The following is a 20043-nucleotide window of genomic DNA, read 5'->3' as shown; positions in this document are numbered from 1 at the left end:
CGGCAGGCCGATCAGCGGCCTGCCGCCTCTCACACCAACCGCTTCTGCCTGAGGGCCCCCTCACTCCTTCACGCCGAAGACGTGCTTGAGATAGCTCACGTAGCTCTCGTCACGCGACATGGTCTTGCCCGGTGAATCCGATATCTTGGCCACCGGCTGACCGTTGCACGAGACCATCTTGATCACGATGTTCATCGGCTTCACCCCCGGCACGTCGCAGGTCAGGTTGGTGCCGATGCCGAAACTGGTCCGTATCCGCCCCTCCAGCGCCGTCTTGATTCGCATGGCCTTGTCGAACGTCAGGCTGTCGCTGAAGATCAGCGTCTTGGTCTTCGAGTCGATGCCCAGCGACTCGTAGTGACGAATGCACTTCTCGGCGAACCATAGCGGGTCGCCGCTGTCATGGCGTAACCCGTCGAAGAGCTTGGCGAAGTAGAGATCGAAGTCGCGCAGGAAGGCATCGAGGGTGACGGTATCGGTTAGCGCGATGCCCAGGTAGCCGCGATACTCCTGCACCCAGGCTTCCAGCGCGGCCCGCTGACTGTCGATCAGGCGACTGCCCAACTGCTGATGCGCCATGACCCACTCGTGGGCCATGGTGCCCATCGGGCTGATGTCATGGCGACGCGCGATGTCGACGTTGCTGGTGCCGACGAAGTTGCCCGGAAATTCAGCCTCCATGACTTCGACGATCGCCTCCTGCACTGGCTGGGAGAGCCGCCGTCGCGTGCCGAAGTCGGCCAGGTTGAAGCTCGCCAGTTGCTCGGGGGTGTAGGCCTCGCGCAGTGCCGCGAGCTTGCGCCGCAGCTGCGCGACGGCCTGGTCGACCTGAACATCCGGGTAGAGCGTGCGATTGCGCACCTCGCTGATGATCGCCAGTATCACGATCTCGAACAGGATGCTGTGCGACCAGGGCCCATCAATGACGATGCACAGCTCGCTGCCCTGCATGCCGACCCGGACGTACTCCGGCCGAAAGCGAAACAGCTCCAGGAAGCGAATGAAGTCGGGCGACATGTAGGGAAAGCTCGCCAGGTAGGCCGACTCCTCGCGGGACAGCTGCAGCGTAGCAAGGCGATCTATCTGCTCGCGAATCTCGGAAATGTAGCGCTCCAGGGGCTCGGCATCGCGACAGCGGAACTCCCAGGTGACGCTGGCATTGGGGTACTGGTGATGCACCCCCTGCATCATGGTCAGCTTGTACCAGTCGGTATCCAGCAGGGAGCGGATGATCGGCCCTTCGCGATAGGTCTCGCCCATGTCACCTTCCGTTTGCGTGATTCGAGATGCTTGCCCGTGCCTGTCAGGCTAGCGCCCGCGGCGATCCGCGACCACCCGGGGCGCAGCTTCCTGCACCCGGCAAGCCGCGGCCAGGCGGTATAAGGCACCGCGTCGCCCAGAACAGTAAACTGCTGTACCAGCGCGCCACGTCGCTGAACAGGGTGTAGGGCACTAGATAGCACAGCGCTACCACGCCCCAGACCAGCCAGATTCCCTTGCCTTTCAGTCGCCTCACCTTGCGCATGATGTTTCCTTTGGCGTCGAAATGACCCGTTTCGCCTACAGCCTCGATGATGCGGAGCACTCGCCAAGCCAACGCCGTGTGCTATGGGTAAAGGAGACACTTTCCGAGAGGCTTACGCCATGACCCAGCATGAAAGAACCGTGATGGCCTTCGACGACCAGGGCCGCGAATACATGATCGACATCTTCTCCAGCGCACGCGAACTCAGCGAACTTCAGCACGCCGGCGCCACCGGCGACACGCCTCTCTTTCGCACCCATGACGGTCACGACGTCACCTACCTCGGTAACGGCGAGTTCATGGTCATGGTGCCGGGCGAGGAAGGCGGCGTGACCGTAAGGACCGACGATTCGGAGTTCGTCTAGGCTCTGCCCGAAAACTGGCTGCGCTCGCCGACTTTTCAGACAGAGCCTAACGCTACGAACGCATCACGATGCATGGTCCGAGAGACGGGAGCTGAGCAGTGGAAGCTGAAAAGGAGAGTTGACAGCCAGCCGTTCCTTTTATAGAACGTTCATTAAAAGGAACAGCTCGAGGCCACCACTCTTGGACAAGCTCTCTCTCGGCACACTGGGCCAACACCTGCAGGAGCTGCGCCAGGCGCAGGGCATGTCGCTATCGCAGTTGGCCGCTGCCGCCGGCATCGCCAAGTCGAACCTGTGTCGCCTCGAGCAGGGCAATGGCAACCCCACCCTGGATACCATCTGGCGCCTGGCGGTGCAGTTGAAGGTGCCCTTCGGCACCCTGGTCGCACCCATCGCCGTGCCGCTGGGCGAGGATGGCGTGGAGGTCCGCCTGCTCGATCAGGGCAAGGATCATCCTCAGGTCGATGCCTACTGGATGCGCTGCGCGCCGCATACCCTGCGCCTTGCCGAGCCCCACACGCCCGGCGCCCGGGAGTCGCTCACCCTGATCAGCGGCACGCTGGAAGCCGGCCCGGAAGGCGACACCCGAACCCTGTCGGCCGGCGAGACCCACACCTTCGCCGCGGACCGTCCCCATCTCTACCGCACCGGAGACACCTGGGCCACGCTGCTGCTCAGCGTCGTCTATCACGAGGAACCCGCGTCATGAGCCTGCAAGCCGCCTCCTCGCCTACCCGCCCCTGGCTGACCGGCATGAGCGAGGCCATCCCGCTGCTCGGCGGCTATATCCCGGTGGCTATCTCCTTCGGGCTGATCGCCACTCAGGCCGGCTTCAGCGCCTGGGAAGCCGTGGCGATCTCGACGCTGATCTATGCCGGTGCCTCGCAGTTCCTGTTCGTCGGCATGGTGGCCGCCGGTGCGCCGCTGTGGCTGGTAGTGGCCATGACCCTGCTGATCAACCTGCGCCATGTGGTCTACGCCCCCAACCTGGCCCCCTGGCTGCCCACCAGCCGCCTGTGGCCCTGGTTGATGCACGGCCTCACCGACCAGATCTTCGCCCTGGCCCACGCTCGTCTGCCGCAACTGCCCGCCGCCCAGCGCCTCGGCTGGTACACCGGCGCCGCGCTGCTGGCCTGGCTCAGCTGGATCGGCGGCACGGCGCTGGGTGCGGTGGCCGGCGGTGAACTGGTCGCACGCTGGGCCCTGATGGGTGAGATCCTGCCCTTCGCCCTGCCTGCGCTGTTCCTGGTGCTGGTGGCACCGCGCTTCACCTCGCGGCGCTGGAGCCTGGCCCTGGGCCTGACGATTGCCAGCGCCTTGCTACTGACACTGCTGGGCCTGACCAACGTGGCGGTCCCCCTCGCTGCCGTCTGCGGCGCGCTATGCTTCCAGCTCGTCAAGTTCGACCACTGCCAAAAGACTGAGTACACGCAAGGAGAGCGACATGAGTAGCGCCCTGTGGATCGCCGTGCTCGCCTCGGCGCTGGGTACCCTACTGATCCGCCTGCTACCACTGCTGTGGATGCAGCGCCGTCTCGCGCGCCAAGGCGGCGACGACAGCCTCGAGGCCATGCCCCAGTGGCTGACCCTGCTCGGCCCGTTGATGATCGGCGCCCTGTTCGGCGTATCGCTGACGCCGGTGACGCCCGGTGTCACCTCCTGGCTGGCCACCGCCATCGGCGTACTGGCGACCCTGGCCGTATGGTGGTACAAGCGCACCCTGGGCTGGCCGGTGGCCGCGGGCGTGGCGGCCTACGGCGTGGTGATGGTGCTTTTCTCATGAGCTCTATTCCATGACTTTATCCGACCAGCGCCGATCCCATGCCGTGACCCGCCAGACAGGACCACTCGCCCTGCTGTTGACCCTGCTGCTGACGAGCTCACCGGCGACAGCCGGTTGCCCCGATCCCTCCAGCACTGACTTGGCCGCCATCAAGGGCGTTGGCGAGCGCACGGCCTTGCCCGCCGGCCGGGAAGTGGTCGTCGACGGCGTGGTGACGGGCGAGTTTCTCGGCCGCGAGCGGCTGAACGGTTTTTATCTGCAGCAGGCGACGGAGCACGGCCCCGTCGGCCTGTTCGTCTACATGCCTGGCGCCACGCCGAGCGATGGGGCGCTCATCGCTCCCGGCAGCCACGTGCAACTCCACGCCCGGACCGGTGAGTACCGCGGCCAGGTGCAATTGGAGCGGGTCGAGCAGATCGAGACCTGTGCTAGCGACCGACTACCCGAGCCGATTGCGGTCGACTGGCCGCTCAGCGAAGAGCAGCTGTCACGCAAGGAAGGGCTACTGCTGAGGTTTCCGCAGACGCTGGCCGTCACCGGCAACGACGAGCTGGCCCGCTACGGCTCGCTGGGGCTGACCACCGAGCGCCTGTTTCGACCCACGAACACCCCCGGCGAGCCCCGGCAGCGGGGCATCCTCGTGCTGGACGACGGCAGCTACCGCGCCTATTCGAGCCCCATTCCCTACCTGGATGCGGAGAGCACCCGTCGTGTCGGCAGCACCGTTCAGGGCCTGACCGGGATACTTTCCCACGCCTTCGACGCCTACCGACTGCACCCGACCCTCGAGCCGCGCTTCGAGAACGCCAACCCGCGCCCGGAGCCGCTGCCGGCTCCGGGAGAGCGGCTACGGATAGCGACCTTCAACGTGGAGAACTATTTCGTTACGCTCGGCCAGCGCGGCGCCGCCAACGCCGACGAGCTGGAGCGCCAGCGGGCCAAGCTCGCCGCTGCGGTCGAGGGCCTGCAGGCCGACATCCTGGCCCTGGTGGAGGTTGAGAACGATCCGCACGCACTCGATGATCTGGTAGAACAGCTCAGCGAGCGGACCGGCATTCGCTATCGTGCGGTGGGCGGGGAAGCAGACCGCGGCAGCGATGCCATCAAGCTCGCCCTGATCTACCGGCCGGACCGGGTGGAGGCCGTGAGCGAGCTCTATGCCGACGACGACCCTGCCCATCATCGCCCGCCACTGGCAGCCTTCTTCCGCAGCGTGAACGGCGGCCCGGCCTTCGGAGTCGTGACCGCCCACTACAAGTCCAAGAGCGGATGCCCGCCCAGCGGCGATATCGATCGCGGCCAGGGCTGCTGGAATCAGCGCCGGGTGGAACAATCCGAGGCCATGAGCGACTTTCTCGAGCGCCTGGTCGCTGCCGAGGGGCACGAGCGCCTGCTGCTGGCCGGCGACCTCAATGCCTACGGCGCCGAGGACCCGATCCGCACCCTGACCCACGCAGGGCTGATCAATTTGATCGCCCGCGACCTGCCGCCGGAGCGACGCTACAGCTATGTGTTTCGCGGCGAGTCGGGCTACCTGGACCATGCCCTGGCCAGCCCCGAACTGGCCGCGGCAGTGACGGAGGTGCGGCCGTGGCACATCAATGCCGACGAGCCGCCATTCCTCGGCTATGACGGGTCGGACAGCGCAGCACCCCACTTCCGTCCTGATCCCTTCCGCTCCTCGGACCATGATCCGATCGCGGTGGACCTGGAGTGGCGTTAGGGAAACGCTGCACAAATGCCTGCGCGAGCGAATCACTGCGTTGCGCGGTGCCGAAGCGTCGGACCGTCGGAATCATCACATATACCCCATATGCTCCTGTTCCTGTGCGCCTTGTGCTTCATCCCGCTCGCCGATTTGTTCAGCGCTTCCTTAGCGACGCCAGCGTCCCAGGTCGATGTCATCGCGATTGGTGGCCGCACCGACGGCAGCGCCCAGGCCGCCACCGATCATCGCGCCCCGGGTCACGCTGCCGCCCGTCATGTAGGCGGTACCGGCGCCGGCGGCTGCCCCCAGGCCGGCGCCACTCAGCGCTCGTTCGCCGGTGGTGGTGCCGCAGCCAGTCAGTCCCAGGGCCAACACACCGGTCAACAGTCCAATAGATAGCATTCGCATGGCATTTCCCTCCCAACAGGGTCGATTACGACCCATCTTCCCGTTTGATTTTCTTTGGCAACCAAGCAACCGCCCCGGCTTCGGTTTCCACTCAACGCCTTGGCCGGAGCGCAAGTCATCGAAACCGCACAGCAACAGCATCAATTCGCATGCCACGGGGTCACTGCTTGCCGATGCGCTGTATTCCTTATACAGCCTCAGGAGGAAGACGGTTCATGGTACGGATAACGATCCACACTCTTTGAGAATTTGAGGCACTTGAGTATCAAGATGGCGACAAGCAAGGCTGAGCCGCACCGGAGTTAAGGTGGCTTTCTTCACCCCACCCAGGCATGACTCCACCCGTGTCTGAACTCATCAATAGAGAGCTGCAAGGACCCGCCAGGCGTCGTGGTGGGCACCGAGTTGCGGGATATCCGTGACGGCCAGGCCTGCTGCACGGCTCAGGGCGCCGACTCGGGCCCCGGCATCGCACTTGGATAGTCGATATCGCGAATTACCCCCGGATCCGCAACCGGCACGGCAATCACCCTATCAGCGAACCGGGCGATAACCGGCCTGGCCCCCAGATCATCCTGGTTGGCGGCCAGGGCAGGCCAGAAGTCACGACCGAAGAAGACCGGGTGTCCGGGCATATCGCGGTAGAGGGGTCTGACGATGGTGTCGGCTGCGGCTCGCCGGGCCAGTCGCTGGCAGGTTTCGGGCCTCACCCAAGGCATATCACCCAGCCAGATGGCGACGCTGTGGTATCCACAGCGCGACAGCGGCTGGTCGAGCTCCCGGAAGGCATGGGCGATGCTACCACCCAGCCCCACCGGGGCCGCTGGACGGATGACCAGCGCCACGGCCTCGGGAATTCCCAGATCGGCGGGGGCTACGCGGGTATTCACCACCACCCTCACCTGCTCGAAGGCATCCATGGCGGCGGCCAGGGTAGTGGCGAGCAGCGTGCGACCGTCGGCGAGACGCGCCAGTCGCTTGTCACTGCCGAAGCGCCGGGAGTGCCCTGCCGCCATGATCAGGGCCAATGAGTGCTTAGAGCGCATCTCGCGCCTTGCCCCGATGGACCCGAACGATATCGGCCATGACCGCTAGAGCGATTTCGGCTGGCGTCTTGCTGCCGAGACCAAGGCCAATGGGCATGGTGATCCGGGCGACCTGCTCGGGGCCGAGCCCTCCAGAGCGGAGCAGCCGTGCCTCGCGCTGACGCGAGGTCTGCCGCGACCCCATGACGCCGACATAGAAGGCGTCGGTGCGAACGGCCTCGATCATCGCCAGATCATCGATGCGGGGGTCATGGGTCAAGGCCACCACGGCGGTGGCGGCATGGCAGGCACCCGAGGCAATGAAGGTCGAGGGCAATACTGCCTGTACCTCCACCCCCGGTACCGCAAACGCCCGGCGCGCCTCCTCTCGAGGATCGCAGACGATGACCTCGAAGCCTAGGGTACTGGCGAAGCTGGCACAGGCCTGGGAGACCGGTGAGATACCCGCGATGATCAGGCGCAGCGCCGGGCCAATTCGCACGCCGATCACGCCTTCCTCCCGCAGAATGGCGGGCCCCGGCGCCTCGGCCAGCGCGAAGTGCGCCCCGCGACCATCCAGCGGCACACGCCGAATCAGGGCTCGCCGGCCGAGCAGGGTGGCATGCACCACCTCCAGATGGGTCAGGGTGGCCGCGTCGGGCTCCAGCCGCTCCACCAGCACCTCCAGGCTGCCACCACAGGGCAACCGCACACGGCTAGACCCCGGAGCCTCCCCCTGGCCGCCATACCGGATCCGTTGCACCGGCTCGCTGAATTCCCCCTGGCGCAGCCGCTCGAGAAAGTCTTCTTCCACACAGCCACCGGAGAGCGATCCCAGATGCTCACCGTCCTGACGGGCCACCAGCATGGCGCCAGGCTCCCGGGGGGACGAACCGAAGGTGGCCAGCACCGTGCACAGCCATAGACGATGGCCCCGGTTGGCCCACTGCAGGGCGCGCTCGATGACCTGCAGATCGAGATGCTGCATCAGCCGATCGCCTCAACCGGAGCCGACCGAGCAGCAGCCAGGGTGCGGCGCACCACCTCCGGTGTGAAGGGGGGACGGGTGAAGCGTACCCCGGTGGCATCATAGAGGGCGTTGGCGATGGCCGGAGCGCCGGGCAGGGAAGTGGATTCCCCTACTCCCAGCGGCGGTGCCTCGGGGCGCTCAAGAAGCATGACGTCGATATCAGGCAGCTCGGAGAATCGCAGGATCGGATAGCCGCCCCACTCTCGGCTCACCGGCAGGCCATCCTCGAAGGTGACCCGCTCCTTGAGGGTCCGGCTCAGCGTCTGGATGACATTGCCATGCACCTGATGACGCACGCCGGCCGGATTGACCATGAGGCCGGCATCCTGGCCCACGACCAGCCGCTCGATGATGATGCGTCCACTCTCGGGGTGCACCTTCAGCTCCACCACCCAGGCCGCCAGAGCCGCGCCGAAGCCGGGAAACTTGCTGTGTACGTACTGGGCATAGGCCACCCCTCGCCCATGGTGCCAACCTTCGACCAACCGGGGCGCGGAATGGGCCACCCGGGGCTGCCAGCCCGCTCGCTCGGCTACGGCCTCGGTCAGCTCCACCGCGCGCGGGTCGGCCAGGTAGCGCAGCCGGTAGGCCACCGGATCCTCACCGGCCAGTTGGGCCAGTTCGTCGATATGGCTCTCATGCGCGAAGGTGTTGGGCATGGCCGAGACCCCACGCAACCAGGAGGCGCGCACCAGGGTCGGCACGTCATCGCAGGCGATCTGCCGATGCAGGTATCGATAAGGCGGGACCGAGGTACGATCCCCCATCTCGAAGGGGATATCGCTGGGCTTGACGATGCCGGTCAGCAGCAGGGCCAGGGTTGGGGCATTATTGGAGGGGTAGCGGGCGACGAAACGATAGCCCGCCGGACTGCCATCGGCGTTCAGTCCCCCCTCGACATCCATCAACTGGGCCGCGCCCTTGGGCTCCCAGCCATGCTCCTGTTCCCGGGTCAGCTGTACTCGTACCGGCCGCCCCACCGCCCGCGACAGCAAGGCAGCATCCGCCCCTACATCGTCGGCACAGTTGCGACCGTAACAGCCAGAGGCTTCCATACGCGTGATGGTGATCACACCCTCATCGAGCCCCATCAACCGCGACAGATCAGCACGCAGGCTATGGGGGTTCTGGGTGCCGGACCACACCTGCAGCCTGTCGTCACGATAGTCGGCCACCGAGCAGGAGGGGCCGATGGAACCGTGCAGTTGGAAAGGCCAGACATAGGTGCGAGAAACACGCTGCGCAGCCCGGGCCAGCGCCTCCTCCACGTCGCCCTCCTCCAGCAGGGAGCGCCGTTGGGCCGGCAGCTCTCGCAGAGCCTGTTCAAGATCGTCGAGCCGGGCCAAGCCCTCCGGCTCGCGCCAGGAGACCTTGAGCCGCCTGGCCGCCGCCGCGGCCTGCTCCTCACGCTCGGCGACCACGCCCACGAAATCGCCGATCACCACTACCTGAACCAGCCCGGGCATGCCAGCCACCGACGCCTCATCCACCGCCACCAGGCTGGTGCCCACGAAGTCGCCGCGATCATGGCCGGTATAGGGGGGGCGGATCACTCGACCGTGCAGCATGCCGGGCAGGCGCAGGTCATGCACGAAAGTCAGCTTGCCGACGGCCTTGTCGGGAATGTCCACCCGCGGCGCCGCCTGCCCTACCAGCCGATAGTCACCGGCCGGCTTGAGCGGTACCTCATCGGCGAGCTTCAAGGCATGACGATCGCCGTAGAGAAGTTCACCGTAACTCACGGCGGGACGATCCCCCTCGGCCGGCAGGATGGTTCCCTCGACGCAACGCAGACCGCCCTGCTCTACGCCAAAGTGGCTCGTCGCCAGATCCAGTAGGTATTCGCGCGCCTGGGCTGCCGCACGTCGTAACGGCTCGGCGGTGATCTGGATAGTAGCGCTGGCGATGGTCGGCCCCTGGTTGGGGACTTCGAAGGGATGGCCCAGCACCATGGTGACCTGCTCGAGGGCGACCTCCAGCTCCTCGGCGACGATCTGGGCCAGGGCCGTGCGAATGCCGGTGCCCAGATCCACGTGGCCGTTGAAGGCCATTACCCGACCATCCGTGAGCACGGCGATGAAGAGCTCGGGCTCCGTGGGTATGAAATCAGAGTGTGTGCCCGGTTGGCCCGGCGCCGGCTTGGGTGGCACCACGGGCTCTCGGTAGACCACCAGCAGGTCGGTTCCATTGAGGAGCAAGTGTCTATCCGGCAGTGATATGGACGCCATTCAAGCCTCTTTATCTGTTATCGGTGGCCAGGAACGCGATACGGAGGAAGCAGCGGAACGGCCTGAAAGGGGCCAGACAAGCTTGCCCTATCCGTCATTTAGTTATAGTGTATACACCATAAATAAGCACGAATTCCCCGTCGCCTGCAAGCCTATGTCGCGCCTGCGTTGACACTCGAGGCTGCTCTGCCCCGCCGCCAAGGCCATACTCGGCGTTGACACCGTGACAGCCAAAGGTCGTCGACAGCACACCAAGGATGCTCCATGACTACAGAGACGCCAGCTCACGCCGCCATGTCCAGCGACCACCGAACCCCCGCCGAGCAGGGTTATGACTTCTCCGAACAGGTCGGTCACCTGTTGCGCAAGGCCTACCAGCGCCATACGGCAATCTTCCAGCGCTACAGTTGTGACAAGCAGCTGACCGCGATCCAGTTCGTCACCCTGTGCACGGTCATGGAGCGTGGACCAAGCTCGCTCACCGAGATCGTCAATGCCACCGCCATCGATCCCGCCACGATCCGCGGGGTGATCAAGCGGCTCAAGGCACGGGAATGGATCACCCTGACCACCGACCCCAGCGACCAGCGCAAGGTGATGGTGGTCATCACCGAGGCGGGTGAGACCCTGGTCGAGACGATGGTCCCCATCGCCAAGCAGATCAGCGATCAGACCATGAGCAACCTCAACCCTGCCGAACGTATCGCCCTGATGCATCTTTTGGAGAAGATGAACGCCGACGGCTGAGGTGGATACCCGGCCGCCGTCGGCCGGGTCGGGTCAGTCATGCCGCAAGTGGTTCAGCGTCTCGTCGAGGGAGACCACGTCGCCGTACTTGCTGTCGATATCGAACAAGTTGGCCTCGTGGGGCGCGGGGTGGCGATCACCGACGCAATCGCGCACAACCATCACGCGGAAGCCATGCTGCAGGCCGTCCACGGCGGTGGCACGAATGCAGCCGCTGGTCGAACAGCCTGTCAGGATCAGGGTATCCACTCCCATGGCTACCAGCGTCGAGGCCAGCGAGGTACCAAAGAAGGCGCTGGCGTACTGCTTGGTGATCACCAGCTCATCGTCAGACGGGATCACCTCCTCGCAGAATGTGGCATAGGGGTTGCCCGGCACCATGGCACGCATTACCGGTGCCTTCTTGACCCAGATGCCGCCGTCACGTTGATCCGGCGCCTGGTAAAGGATATTGGTATGGATGATCGGCACCCGGGCCTCGCGCGCTGCAGCCAACAGCCGCGGCATCTTGGCCACTGCCTCTACGACACCTGGGGCGTATAGCGGCGAGCCAGGCGTGGTGTAGCCCTGCATGAAGTCGACAACCAACAACGCGGCCTTATTGCCGAAACCGATCCGGCCATCCCAGACGCCCTTGTAGTTGTCGCTGGCTTCCTGAGCGTATTGCGCCATGACGATCTCCTCAGTAGGCGCCCGACAGCAGGGCGCCGGCTCCCGGCACCACCGGTTCGAGATCGAGGGCCTTGAGCATGGCATAGGTAGTGGCGATGGCCGCGGTGACCACCGGCTTACCAGTGAGCGCTTCCACCTTGGAGACGGCGGCCAGCGAGGGCATCTGCACACAAGCAGAGAGCACGATGGCATCCACGTCGCTGTAGTCGAGGCCGGCGACGATTTCCGGCAAATTGGCGGGATCGTGGCGGGCCACATCGAGGTTGTTGGGAATCTCCAGCGCACGGTAGTCGACCACCTCGACGCCCTCCTCACGGATGTAATCCACCACCATCTCGGTGAGCGGCTTCATGTAGGGCGCCACCACCACCACGCGCTTGGCTTTCATTACGCCCAAGGCATCCACCAGGGCGCCGGCGCTGGTCACCACCGGGGTATCGCAGCCGTTCTCCTCGGTGCGGCTGCGCAGGCGCCGCTGGGATTCGCGGTGGTAACCCGGTCCCATGGACATGATCGCGACCAGGCAGGCATAGCCCATCACGTCCACTGCCGCGTCGGAGAGCTCCAGCGCACAGCGGTCGGACTCGGCGTCCATGGCAGCCAGTTCATCCTTGCTCACGGTCTTCATGCGCATGCGACTGGAGTGGAAAGTGAAACGCTCGGGGCGAATCAGTTGCCTCGCGGTCAGCATCGCGGGAATTTCCGTCTCCATGGTGATGTTGGAGCTGGGTACGATCTGGCCGATACGGTATGTCTTGGTCATGGCGCAAGGCCCCCCTCAGAGTTCAGTGCCCAGGAAGTCCTCGAAGGCGTCGAAGAAGCCCTCGTAGTCGTCCCAAGGAATCATGTGTCCCGCCCGCTCGGCAGTGGTGATGCGAATCGATGGCAGCAGGTCGCGGATCTCGGCACGATCTTGGTCCTGGATCACCCCGCCCTTGCCGGCGCAGATCAACAGCGCTGGTACCGTCACACCGGGAAGGTCCTGATGGATATCCACGCTGTGAAACTCCTCGAAGGCCTGGACGATGGCTGGCTCGTAGCAGGTATGCAGCCACTCGGCGCGCAGGCGCAGCTGATCCTCGCTCCAGCTCGGGCAGTAACCACGCATGGTCTCGAGATCAGCCCCCCGGGTGCAGTCGCGGATCGAATCCACGTACCAGGGCAGTTTGCTGGGGTACTCGCGGCGTCCCGGTCCGGAGACCGGCGGGTCGATCAGCACCAGCTTGTCGATGTTCCGAGCGCCCCGGGACAGGGCACGCAAGGCGAAGCGGGCGCCCATGGAGTGGCCGGCAAGAATGACATGCTCCAGCCCCAGCGCCGCGATGAAAGCGCTCACGTCATCGGCACAGGTATCGGTGTCGTAGGCGAGCTCGGGTCCGCTGGAGGAGAGACCACGACCGCGCACGTCGAGCACATAGGTATCGAAGTGTCGGCCGAGGCGCTCGGCCACGAAGCCCCAGGTCACGGCCGGGCTGGTGATACCGGGGATCAGCACCAGCGGCTGGCGGGTGGACGATGCCTCACCGCCATAGCGCAGGTAGTGCTGGCGAATGCCATTGGCCTGGACGTTGGCGCCGTACAGGAAGGTGCTGCTCATGCCGGACTCTCCTCGTCGGTGTGCTGAAGCTGCCTTAGCGGCACCTCGTAGACGTCATAGCCGAACACCCAGGCCGGGTCTTCGTCCCGGCGCAGCCAGGTGTTGTCGTGCGAGACCTTCTGCACGCGGGAGGCGCGCTCGAAGCGGTTGGTACGGTACAGCTCGAAGGCGTCCCGGTAACGGTCGGCGCCGACCTCATCCAGGCAACGCACCAGCATGGCGGCATCCTCGATGGCCATGGCGGCGCCCTGGGCCATGTGGGGCTTCATCGGATGGCAAGCATCACCAAGCAACACCAGGCGGTTGTCATGCCACAGTGGCAGGGGGTTGCGCTCGAGCAGCGGCCACTTGGTGACCGTCTCGGTGCAGTCGATCAGTGCCTGAACCGTAGGGTGATAACCCTCGAACGCCTTGCGCATCTCCTCGCGGGAGCTGTCCACGAAGGAGGTACCGTGATTCCACTCCGGCTCGGGCACTCCGGTGACGTAGTAGTATTCTTTCTCATCGCCGGTCACGAAGTAGACCATCATGTGGCGATCCTCCGACCACCACTTCACGCACGCCTCGAAGTCGAGGTCATAGGCCTTGAGCTTCTCTGCCGAGATGATCGCGCGATGGGCGACCCAGCCACTGTAGATAGGCGCCTCGGGCCCCAGCAGCTTCTCTCGAATGCGTGAATTGACGCCATCGGCGCCGATTACCAGGTCGGCCTCGTCGGTAGTGCCATCGGCGAAGGTCATGACCACCTTGTCGCCGCTGTCGTCGACGTCCACCAACCGCTTGTCGAAGTAGAGCCGCTCCTGATCCAGGGTGCTTACCATCAACTCATGCAGGTCACCACGGTGCACGGTGATATAGGCCGCACCATACTCTTCGCGGGCGAAAGCGCCGAGCGGGATGCGGGACAGGTACTCACCGCTCTTGCCATCGCGACTGAACCAGTGCGTCGGGTGGGAGCCCATGGCGTTGAGCTTGTCCTCGATGCCGATGCGACGCATCACCTTCATGACGTTGGGACCGAGGTGAATACCGGCACCCAGCCGGGAAAAGGCCGGTGCCTGCTCGTAGACCCTGGTGTCGTAGCCAGCCTGCTGCAGGAGCGCACCCGCTGCTGCGCCTCCGAGACCTGCACCAATAACGGCAATTTTTCGATTCTTGGTCATTAACTCCACCTATTTGATTTTATTGATCTTCCTCGATGCCCAATGGGCAGAGGGCATGCGCAGAGCGACTCTTCGTCGGGGGGCGCTCCAGCATGGGGCACACGCCGGGGTAAAACGAGGCTCAACTACAACGTATACACCATTTATTTTTACGTCAAGCACCGTTTACCTGATCGTCTCGCCAAGCACCCACATCAGGGGAAAAAGAGAAGAACCTTGATCAACGCCCATGAAACGGTAATTTTTCGAAGGGAAAGCATGACGCAGATCATAGCTTGCAGAGATAGGACGCAAGGTGCTATATGTGTAGAAACCTAAAATTAATAGCGTATACACTGCAATCAATCAGCACATCCGGATCCGCAAAGGGAAGCGCAGGGTGATGCCTGAACTGGCTCCTTCAGGAGTCGATAAATGTGGATAGCGCCAAGAATAACGACGAGTCCCTATGACCGAAGCGATCTCCCTGACTGTGAATGGCCGCTCGTACGAGCTGGCAATACCGCCGGACACCCCTCTGCTGACCGTCCTGCGCAATGACCTGGAGCTCAATGGCCCCAAGTACGGCTGCGGCCTGGGCGAGTGCGGGGCCTGCAGCGTGCTGATCGACGGCATGGCCGCCCGGGCCTGTGTGCTGCCGGTTTCGGTCGCGGTCGGGCATGAGATTCTTACCCTCGAGGGCCTGGCCAGCGAGGGCCGCCTCGACCCAGTCCAAAGCGCCTTCATCGAGGCCCAGGCCGCCCAATGCGGCTACTGCCTCAATGGCATGATCATCAGCGTGCGTGCCCTGCTCAATCACACCCCTCGACCCTCATCGGCCCAATTGCAGTCCGCTCTGGAGTACAACCTCTGTCGCTGCGGCACTCACGTGGAGATCCTCGAGGCGGCGAATCGCGCCGTGGCAATCAACGCCGCCGAGTCGCCGGAGGCACCCCATGAGTGATCGGCAGCTCTCCACCCCCATGGCTGAACCCACAGAGCTCCCCGCTCCGCTGGCGTCGCCCAGGCGCTTCGGCGTAGCGGTAAGGCCGCCCCACTATGGCTGGAACGGCGAACACTTCATCAGCGATCGGCTGGTAGCCGTGGATCGGACCAGTGTGGAGGGCCTGCCGGGCTGTGTTGAAATCGTCAACGAGGGCGATTTCGTGGGCGTGGTGGCCGACAGTCTTTCCGCGGCGAAAGACGCCGCGCGTCACCTGCAGCTCGAATGGCGGGCTCCCTCCGCTGCTGGTCAAGGTGACGCCGCCCCGCTTCCCGCGACAACCGAGGCGGCGTCCCGGGAGCTGTCGGCTGGACATGCCGAGGCGGCCTCGGTCCATCGCCATGAGTATGGTTGGCCTAGCCGCCTGCGCTGGGGCGACGCCCCTGGCTGGGTGGTGGCAGATTGTTCCGGTCAACGCCTGATGCTATGGGCGGAAACGATCACTCCCGAGACTTTGATCCAAGACCTGCAGACCCTCACCGGCCTACCGGCCGAGCAGATCGAGCTATACGGGAACACCCCTGCGCGGGTTTCCGGTCTGGGGCGTCACTGCGGTGACGACGCCGCGGTCGATGCCGCAGTGATGTCCCGGCATCTGGGCTGCCCCGTGGCGGTATGGCTGGATGCCGCCTACAACCGTGATGTGCATGCCCTGGGCCAGGCACAGCGCATCACCCTGAGCGCCGACCTGGCGAAGAGCGGCGATATCGCCGACTACCGCTATCATCAGGCCCATGCCTCGGGCAATATCGCCGCCGTGGGCCTGTGGCTCTGCGGCAGGCAGCCCACCCGGCGGACCGAGGCCGGCGAAACACCGTCCTTCTCGCCTTATGCCTTCAGTAACGCCCAACTGACCACCCGTCGCGACGATCATGGCACCGGTCGGCACAGCGAGGACCTCGCCGAGATCCAGCAGGCCTTTGCCCGGGAATCCTTCCTGGACGAGGTGGCCCACGACAGTGGCCAGGACCCCCTGGCGCTGCGGCTACGTCACCTCGACGATGCCCGTGGCGTCGAGCTGATCGCCTTGGTGTCGCAGCGTGCCCGGTGGGGCGAAGCGCTGCCTTCCGCTGTCGCCAAATCGCCGGATCGGATGCGCGGTCGCGGCTTCGCCTATTCACAGCTGCCCGACCGGCATCAACGCATCCCCGAAGGCGTGCGCTCGGCCTGGATCGCTGATGTGGAGGTGAACCGTATTACCGGCGACGTTACCTTGACTCGGCTGGTGGTCGGCCAGGACGCCGGCCCCGAAGTAGATACGGAGCGCCTGCAGCAGACTCTGCAGACCCGGGTGCTGGGTAGCGCCCGCCCGCTGCTGGGACGCAACCCGGCGTTCGACGAATGGGGTGATGGCAGCGATCATACTCGACATGTCGAGTCGACGACTGGCGGTGCGCTGGCGACCCGCACCGACATGCCAACCAAGGAGAACGCATACGGCGAGGCGACGACTTCGCTGCCACAGACACTCGATGACGTGAATCTTGCCCCCGGCGTGGCGGTGATCGCCAATGCGCTGTTCGATGCCACCGGAGTGCGCTTCCGCCAGCCACCCTTCACCGCCGGTCGCGTACGTCAAGCTCTCCAGGACCAAGCCAATCCCTTCCAGGAAGAGGCACCCGGCAGACCGACCAAACGCCCCCGACGCCGCTGGCTCAAGGCGGCAGCCCTGACCGCGGTGGCCGGCACAGCGGTCATGGCCTGGCCCTGGAAGGGGGCTATTGCGCCGATCAACCGCCCCGCGGCCAACCTCTATTCCGCCGAGACCATCGAACGCGGACGCCTGGTGGCCGCGGCCGGCGACTGTGCGGCCTGCCATACCGCCGAGGGAGGTCGGGAGAATGCCGGTGGACGTGCCTTCGAGACGCCCTTCGGAACCCTTTACAGCACCAATCTGACGCCCGACGAGAGAACCGGGATCGGGCGCTGGTCCTATGCCGCCTTCGAGCGTGCCATGCGTCACGGCATCAGCCGCGATGGTAAGCATCTTTATCCGGCCTTCCCTTACACGGCCTTCGCCAAGATCAGCGATGCCGACATGCAGGCACTGTATGCCTACCTGATGGCGCAGCCCGCAGTGAGCGCCGAGAGACCGGCCAATGCGCTGAACTTTCCGTTCAACTTCCGGCCATTGATGGCCGGCTGGAACGCTCTCTACCACGCCCCCAGCTCCTTCGAGCCCGATCCTGGCCAGAGCGATCTCTACAATCGCGGCGCCTACCTCGCCGAGGGCCTGGGGCACTGCAGCGCCTGTCATACGCCACGCAACATCATAGGAGCGGAGCGGAAGGGGGAACACAGCCTGGCCGGTGCCATGGTGGACGGCTGGGAGGCCCCGCCGCTCAATCGGCTATCAAGCTCGCCGATTCCCTGGAGCGAGGCCTCCCTCTACGACTACCTGCGCCACGGCGCGTCGTCACTGCATGGAGCAGCCTCAGGCCCCATGGCACCGGTGGTGGCCGGCCTGGGCGAGCTGCCCGAGTATGACGTACGCGCCCTGGCTCACTATGTGGCGGTCCAGATGGGCGCACCGGCAGGCGATAGCGAAACCGTACGAGCCGACGCTGCAGCGCGTATCGCCACCGCTCAAAGCGGCCCCATCGACATGGAGGAGGGAGAACGTCTATTCGAAGGGGCCTGCGCCGGCTGCCACATGAATAGTGGCGCACCTTCCTTCACCAGCGCCCAGACCACGCTTGCATTGAACACCAACCTACATAGCCAGCATCCCGACAATGTCATCCAGTCGATTCTGGGTGGCGTGCATGCCGACCATGTACCCGGCCTCGGCAATATGCCCGGTTTCGCCGACAGTTTCAGCGACTCCCAGGTCGTCACCCTGACGGCCTATCTACGGGCGCGTTTTGCGCCCGATCAAGCCCCCTGGCGAAACATCGAGTCGCGCGTGAAGACGATTCGCCAGCATAACAACAGCCCTTCCTACACCCCTGAAGCAACAACAAGACGAGGTTGATCATGAAAAGAAGTAAGTGGATATGGCTGGTCTGGGCAGTGGTCCTGCTCTGCTACCTGGTTCCTTACACGCTGTTGAACGATGTGCAGGCATGGTATGGCAGCTTCCTGTTCTGGACGATTGCCGGTCTCGCGGTCATCGCTCTGAACCTCTTCATCACCAAGGACTTCGAGGAGCACAGCAATGACTGAGTCACTAATCTGGTGGTCGATCGCTATCTATCTCTTGATTGCCATCGGCATCGCCATCCTGTCGCGTCAAGGCAAGTCGGAGAGCATGTCGGGCTACTTCCTGGGTAACCGGCAGATGAACGGATTCGTGTCGGCGTTGAGCTATAGTGCGACGACCTATAGTGCCTTCATGATGGTCGGGCTCGCCGGGCTCACCTACGCCGGTGGCGTTGGCGCCTTGGGCTTCGAAATCATCTACTTCGCGGGTGTGTCGCTGGTGGCCATCTTCGGGCCGAAGTTCTGGGCAGTCGGCAAGAAGTTCAACTTCGTGACCCCGAGCGAGATGCTGGGGCATCGCTACAACAGCAAGCGAGTCGCCATGGCGGTATCGATCGCCAGCTGCATCTTCCTGATACCTTATGCGGCAGTGCAACTGGCCGGGGTCGGCTACCTGCTGCAAGGCACCACCAACGGTGCTATCCCCTTCACCACTGGGGTGATGCTGGCCACGGCGATCGCAATCTTCTTTTCCTATGTGGCAGGCATTCGCTCGGTCATGTGGACCGACTCGCTGCAGGCGATCATGATGATCGTCGCCTCGACCCTGGTCGCCTTCCTGGTCATCCAAGGCCTCGGCGGCTTCGGCGCTCTGTTCGATACCCTGGCTACCGAGCATCCCCAGTCGCTGACGGTACCGGGCTCCGGCCTGTTCAGTTTCATCACCTTTCTCGGCCTGACCATTCCCTGGTTCTTCTTCAGCCTGTCCAATCCTCAGGTCAGCCAGCGGCTGTTCATGCCTTCCTCGCTGCGCTCCATGCGGCAGATGCTGATCGGCTTCCTGGTCTTCGGCTTCATCTATACCCTGGTGTCTGTGCTCTGGGGCTTCTCGGCCCTCGCCGCCTTCCCGAGCCTGGAAGGTGCTGACCTGGCCACGCCATCGCTGCTGGCGTCCGAGTTCGTGCCGCCGGTGCTGGGCGTCATCGTGATGATCGGCATCATGGCGGCGGCGGTCTCCACCATCGACTCGATCATGCTGACCCTCTCCTCGATGCTGGCGCGTGACGTCTATGCCAATGTCAAACCGGGTGCCAGCGAGAAACGTCAGCTGCTGGTCGGCAAGATCGTCATTCCAGTAATCGCGCTCATGGCGCTGGGATTCGCCGAGCTACAGCTCGATCTGATCGCGGTACTGTCGGTAGCGGCCTCCTCCGGGCTGGTGGCCATGGTGCCGGCGATCATCGGCGCCTTCTACTGGAAACGCGGCACCGCCGCCGGCGCTCTGGTGAGCGTGGTGGGTACCGGCGCCTTCGTTCTGTTCGTCTATGCCATCGGCAACTCCTTCCTGGGACTCCCCGCTGGGGTATGGGGGATCATCGTCTCCAGCGCGCTATTCGTTGGCGTAAGCCTTGCTACCCAACCTTGCCAATCTTCTGCCGACAGTTTTATGGAAGCCATCAAGGAAGAGCTTTCGAAAAAGTCACTGAAGCCCAATAAAAGCGAGACGGAATTTCCTCCTGCACTTCAGAGTAAAGTGCAGTAGCAACACGGACACACTGCACAAAAACCAGTGGCGTAATTATCACTCAACAGGGGGCATAATTGCCCCCTCTCCTAGAGCGCTCATTGCCCAAAGTCAGGTATGACAAAAACCAAACTCATTCAATTC

The 20043-nt window shown here is 64.2% G+C and carries 20 protein-coding genes; 10 read left to right on the top strand and 10 right to left on the bottom strand.

The features are described from left to right. Positions 1 to 60: 60 nt before the first annotated feature. Positions 61 to 1260: a nicotinate phosphoribosyltransferase gene (gene pncB / locus KPL81_RS07825; RefSeq protein ID WP_219791324.1), complete on the bottom strand. Its 1200-nt coding sequence runs from the start codon at positions 1258 to 1260 to the stop codon at positions 61 to 63. A gap of 43 nt (positions 1261 to 1303) precedes the next feature. Then, positions 1304 to 1525, bottom strand: a complete 222-nt coding sequence (locus KPL81_RS07820) for a hypothetical protein (RefSeq protein ID WP_219791323.1) — start codon at positions 1523 to 1525, stop codon at positions 1304 to 1306. 119 nt (positions 1526 to 1644) lie between these two features. On the opposite strand from KPL81_RS07820, the gene KPL81_RS07815 reads away from it, so the two are divergent. The 5 genes from KPL81_RS07815 (at position 1645) to KPL81_RS07795 (ending at position 5396) form a co-directional block, all read left to right on the top strand. Then, entirely contained in the window at positions 1645 to 1890 is a 246-nt protein-coding gene (locus tag KPL81_RS07815; RefSeq protein WP_209476924.1) for a hypothetical protein, read from the top strand. Positions 1891 to 2071: 181 nt separating this feature from the next. Continuing rightward, positions 2072 to 2599, top strand: a complete 528-nt coding sequence (locus KPL81_RS07810; protein WP_219791322.1) for a helix-turn-helix domain-containing protein — start codon at positions 2072 to 2074, stop codon at positions 2597 to 2599. Continuing rightward, positions 2596 to 3342, top strand: coding sequence for an AzlC family ABC transporter permease (locus KPL81_RS07805; RefSeq protein ID WP_219791321.1), 747 nt, complete (start codon positions 2596 to 2598; stop codon positions 3340 to 3342). Before KPL81_RS07810 ends, KPL81_RS07805 begins: the two co-directional genes overlap by 4 nt. Continuing rightward, complete coding sequence (locus KPL81_RS07800; RefSeq protein WP_219791320.1) at positions 3335 to 3673, top strand: AzlD domain-containing protein; 339 nt, start codon at positions 3335 to 3337, stop codon at positions 3671 to 3673. The genes KPL81_RS07805 and KPL81_RS07800 overlap by 8 nt, the downstream gene beginning before the upstream one ends. A gap of 10 nt (positions 3674 to 3683) precedes the next feature. Continuing rightward, a complete protein-coding gene (locus KPL81_RS07795; protein WP_219791319.1) occupies positions 3684 to 5396 on the top strand; it encodes an ExeM/NucH family extracellular endonuclease in 1713 nt (570 codons plus the stop codon). Between the two features lie 150 nt (positions 5397 to 5546). On the opposite strand, the gene KPL81_RS07790 is transcribed toward KPL81_RS07795, so the two are convergent. The 4 genes from KPL81_RS07790 to KPL81_RS07775 all read right to left on the bottom strand — a co-directional run bounded on the left by KPL81_RS07790 (position 5547) and on the right by KPL81_RS07775 (position 10042). Then, the gene (locus KPL81_RS07790) at positions 5547 to 5783 is read right to left on the bottom strand and encodes a hypothetical protein (protein ID WP_209478532.1); all 237 of its coding nucleotides are present in this window, start codon (positions 5781 to 5783) and stop codon (positions 5547 to 5549) included. A gap of 449 nt (positions 5784 to 6232) precedes the next feature. Beyond that, on the bottom strand, positions 6233 to 6835 hold the full coding sequence (locus KPL81_RS07785) for a nucleotidyltransferase family protein (protein WP_219791318.1): 603 nt from the start codon (positions 6833 to 6835) through the stop codon (positions 6233 to 6235). Continuing rightward, entirely contained in the window at positions 6825 to 7802 is a 978-nt protein-coding gene (locus KPL81_RS07780; RefSeq protein WP_219791317.1) for an XdhC family protein, read from the bottom strand. Before KPL81_RS07780 ends, KPL81_RS07785 begins: the two co-directional genes overlap by 11 nt. Then, positions 7802 to 10042 (bottom strand): xanthine dehydrogenase family protein molybdopterin-binding subunit, encoded by a 2241-nt coding sequence (locus KPL81_RS07775; RefSeq protein WP_240549097.1) that lies wholly within the window; start codon positions 10040 to 10042, stop codon positions 7802 to 7804. The genes KPL81_RS07780 and KPL81_RS07775 overlap by 1 nt, the downstream gene beginning before the upstream one ends. Positions 10043 to 10336: 294 nt before the next feature. On the opposite strand from KPL81_RS07775, the gene KPL81_RS07770 reads away from it, so the two are divergent. Next, complete coding sequence (locus KPL81_RS07770; protein ID WP_275951359.1) at positions 10337 to 10819, top strand: MarR family winged helix-turn-helix transcriptional regulator; 483 nt, start codon at positions 10337 to 10339, stop codon at positions 10817 to 10819. Between the two features lie 33 nt (positions 10820 to 10852). Here KPL81_RS07770 and KPL81_RS07765 read toward each other — a convergent pair whose 3' ends face one another. Genes KPL81_RS07765 through KPL81_RS07750 form a run of 4 tightly spaced genes read right to left on the bottom strand, consistent with a single transcriptional unit; the run spans position 10853 to position 14251 of the window. After that, positions 10853 to 11491, bottom strand: coding sequence for an N-carbamoylsarcosine amidohydrolase (locus KPL81_RS07765; protein ID WP_219791315.1), 639 nt, complete (start codon positions 11489 to 11491; stop codon positions 10853 to 10855). Positions 11492 to 11501: 10 nt separating this feature from the next. Further along, positions 11502 to 12254 (bottom strand): maleate cis-trans isomerase family protein, encoded by a 753-nt coding sequence (locus tag KPL81_RS07760; RefSeq protein ID WP_479688648.1) that lies wholly within the window; start codon positions 12252 to 12254, stop codon positions 11502 to 11504. 15 nt (positions 12255 to 12269) lie between these two features. Then, the gene (locus KPL81_RS07755; protein ID WP_219791314.1) at positions 12270 to 13088 is read right to left on the bottom strand and encodes an alpha/beta fold hydrolase; all 819 of its coding nucleotides are present in this window, start codon (positions 13086 to 13088) and stop codon (positions 12270 to 12272) included. Next, positions 13085 to 14251 carry an FAD-dependent monooxygenase gene (locus KPL81_RS07750; protein ID WP_219791313.1) on the bottom strand — a complete coding sequence of 389 codons (1167 nt, stop codon included), beginning with the start codon at positions 14249 to 14251 and terminating at the stop codon, positions 13085 to 13087. Before KPL81_RS07750 ends, KPL81_RS07755 begins: the two co-directional genes overlap by 4 nt. Positions 14252 to 14699: 448 nt before the next feature. Between KPL81_RS07750 and KPL81_RS07745 the strand changes: the two genes are divergently transcribed. The 4 genes from KPL81_RS07745 to KPL81_RS07730 are packed head-to-tail and all read left to right on the top strand — an operon-like array spanning position 14700 to position 19917. Next, positions 14700 to 15194, top strand: a complete 495-nt coding sequence (locus KPL81_RS07745) for a (2Fe-2S)-binding protein (protein ID WP_219791312.1) — start codon at positions 14700 to 14702, stop codon at positions 15192 to 15194. Continuing rightward, entirely contained in the window at positions 15187 to 18207 is a 3021-nt protein-coding gene (locus tag KPL81_RS07740) for a c-type cytochrome (RefSeq protein ID WP_219791311.1), read from the top strand. Before KPL81_RS07745 ends, KPL81_RS07740 begins: the two co-directional genes overlap by 8 nt. Before the next feature lie 2 nt (positions 18208 to 18209). Beyond that, the gene (locus KPL81_RS07735; RefSeq protein ID WP_209476899.1) at positions 18210 to 18398 is read left to right on the top strand and encodes a hypothetical protein; all 189 of its coding nucleotides are present in this window, start codon (positions 18210 to 18212) and stop codon (positions 18396 to 18398) included. Beyond that, positions 18391 to 19917: a sodium:solute symporter family protein gene (locus KPL81_RS07730; protein WP_219791310.1), complete on the top strand. Its 1527-nt coding sequence runs from the start codon at positions 18391 to 18393 to the stop codon at positions 19915 to 19917. Before KPL81_RS07735 ends, KPL81_RS07730 begins: the two co-directional genes overlap by 8 nt. Positions 19918 to 20043: the final 126 nt, after the last annotated feature.

The organism is Billgrantia antri (genome assembly GCF_019430905.1).
Taxonomy (GTDB): Bacteria; Pseudomonadota; Gammaproteobacteria; order Pseudomonadales; family Halomonadaceae; genus Halomonas; species Halomonas antri.
Note: the sequence above shows the minus strand (reverse complement) of the source record. Positions and strands in the feature narration are given on the sequence as shown.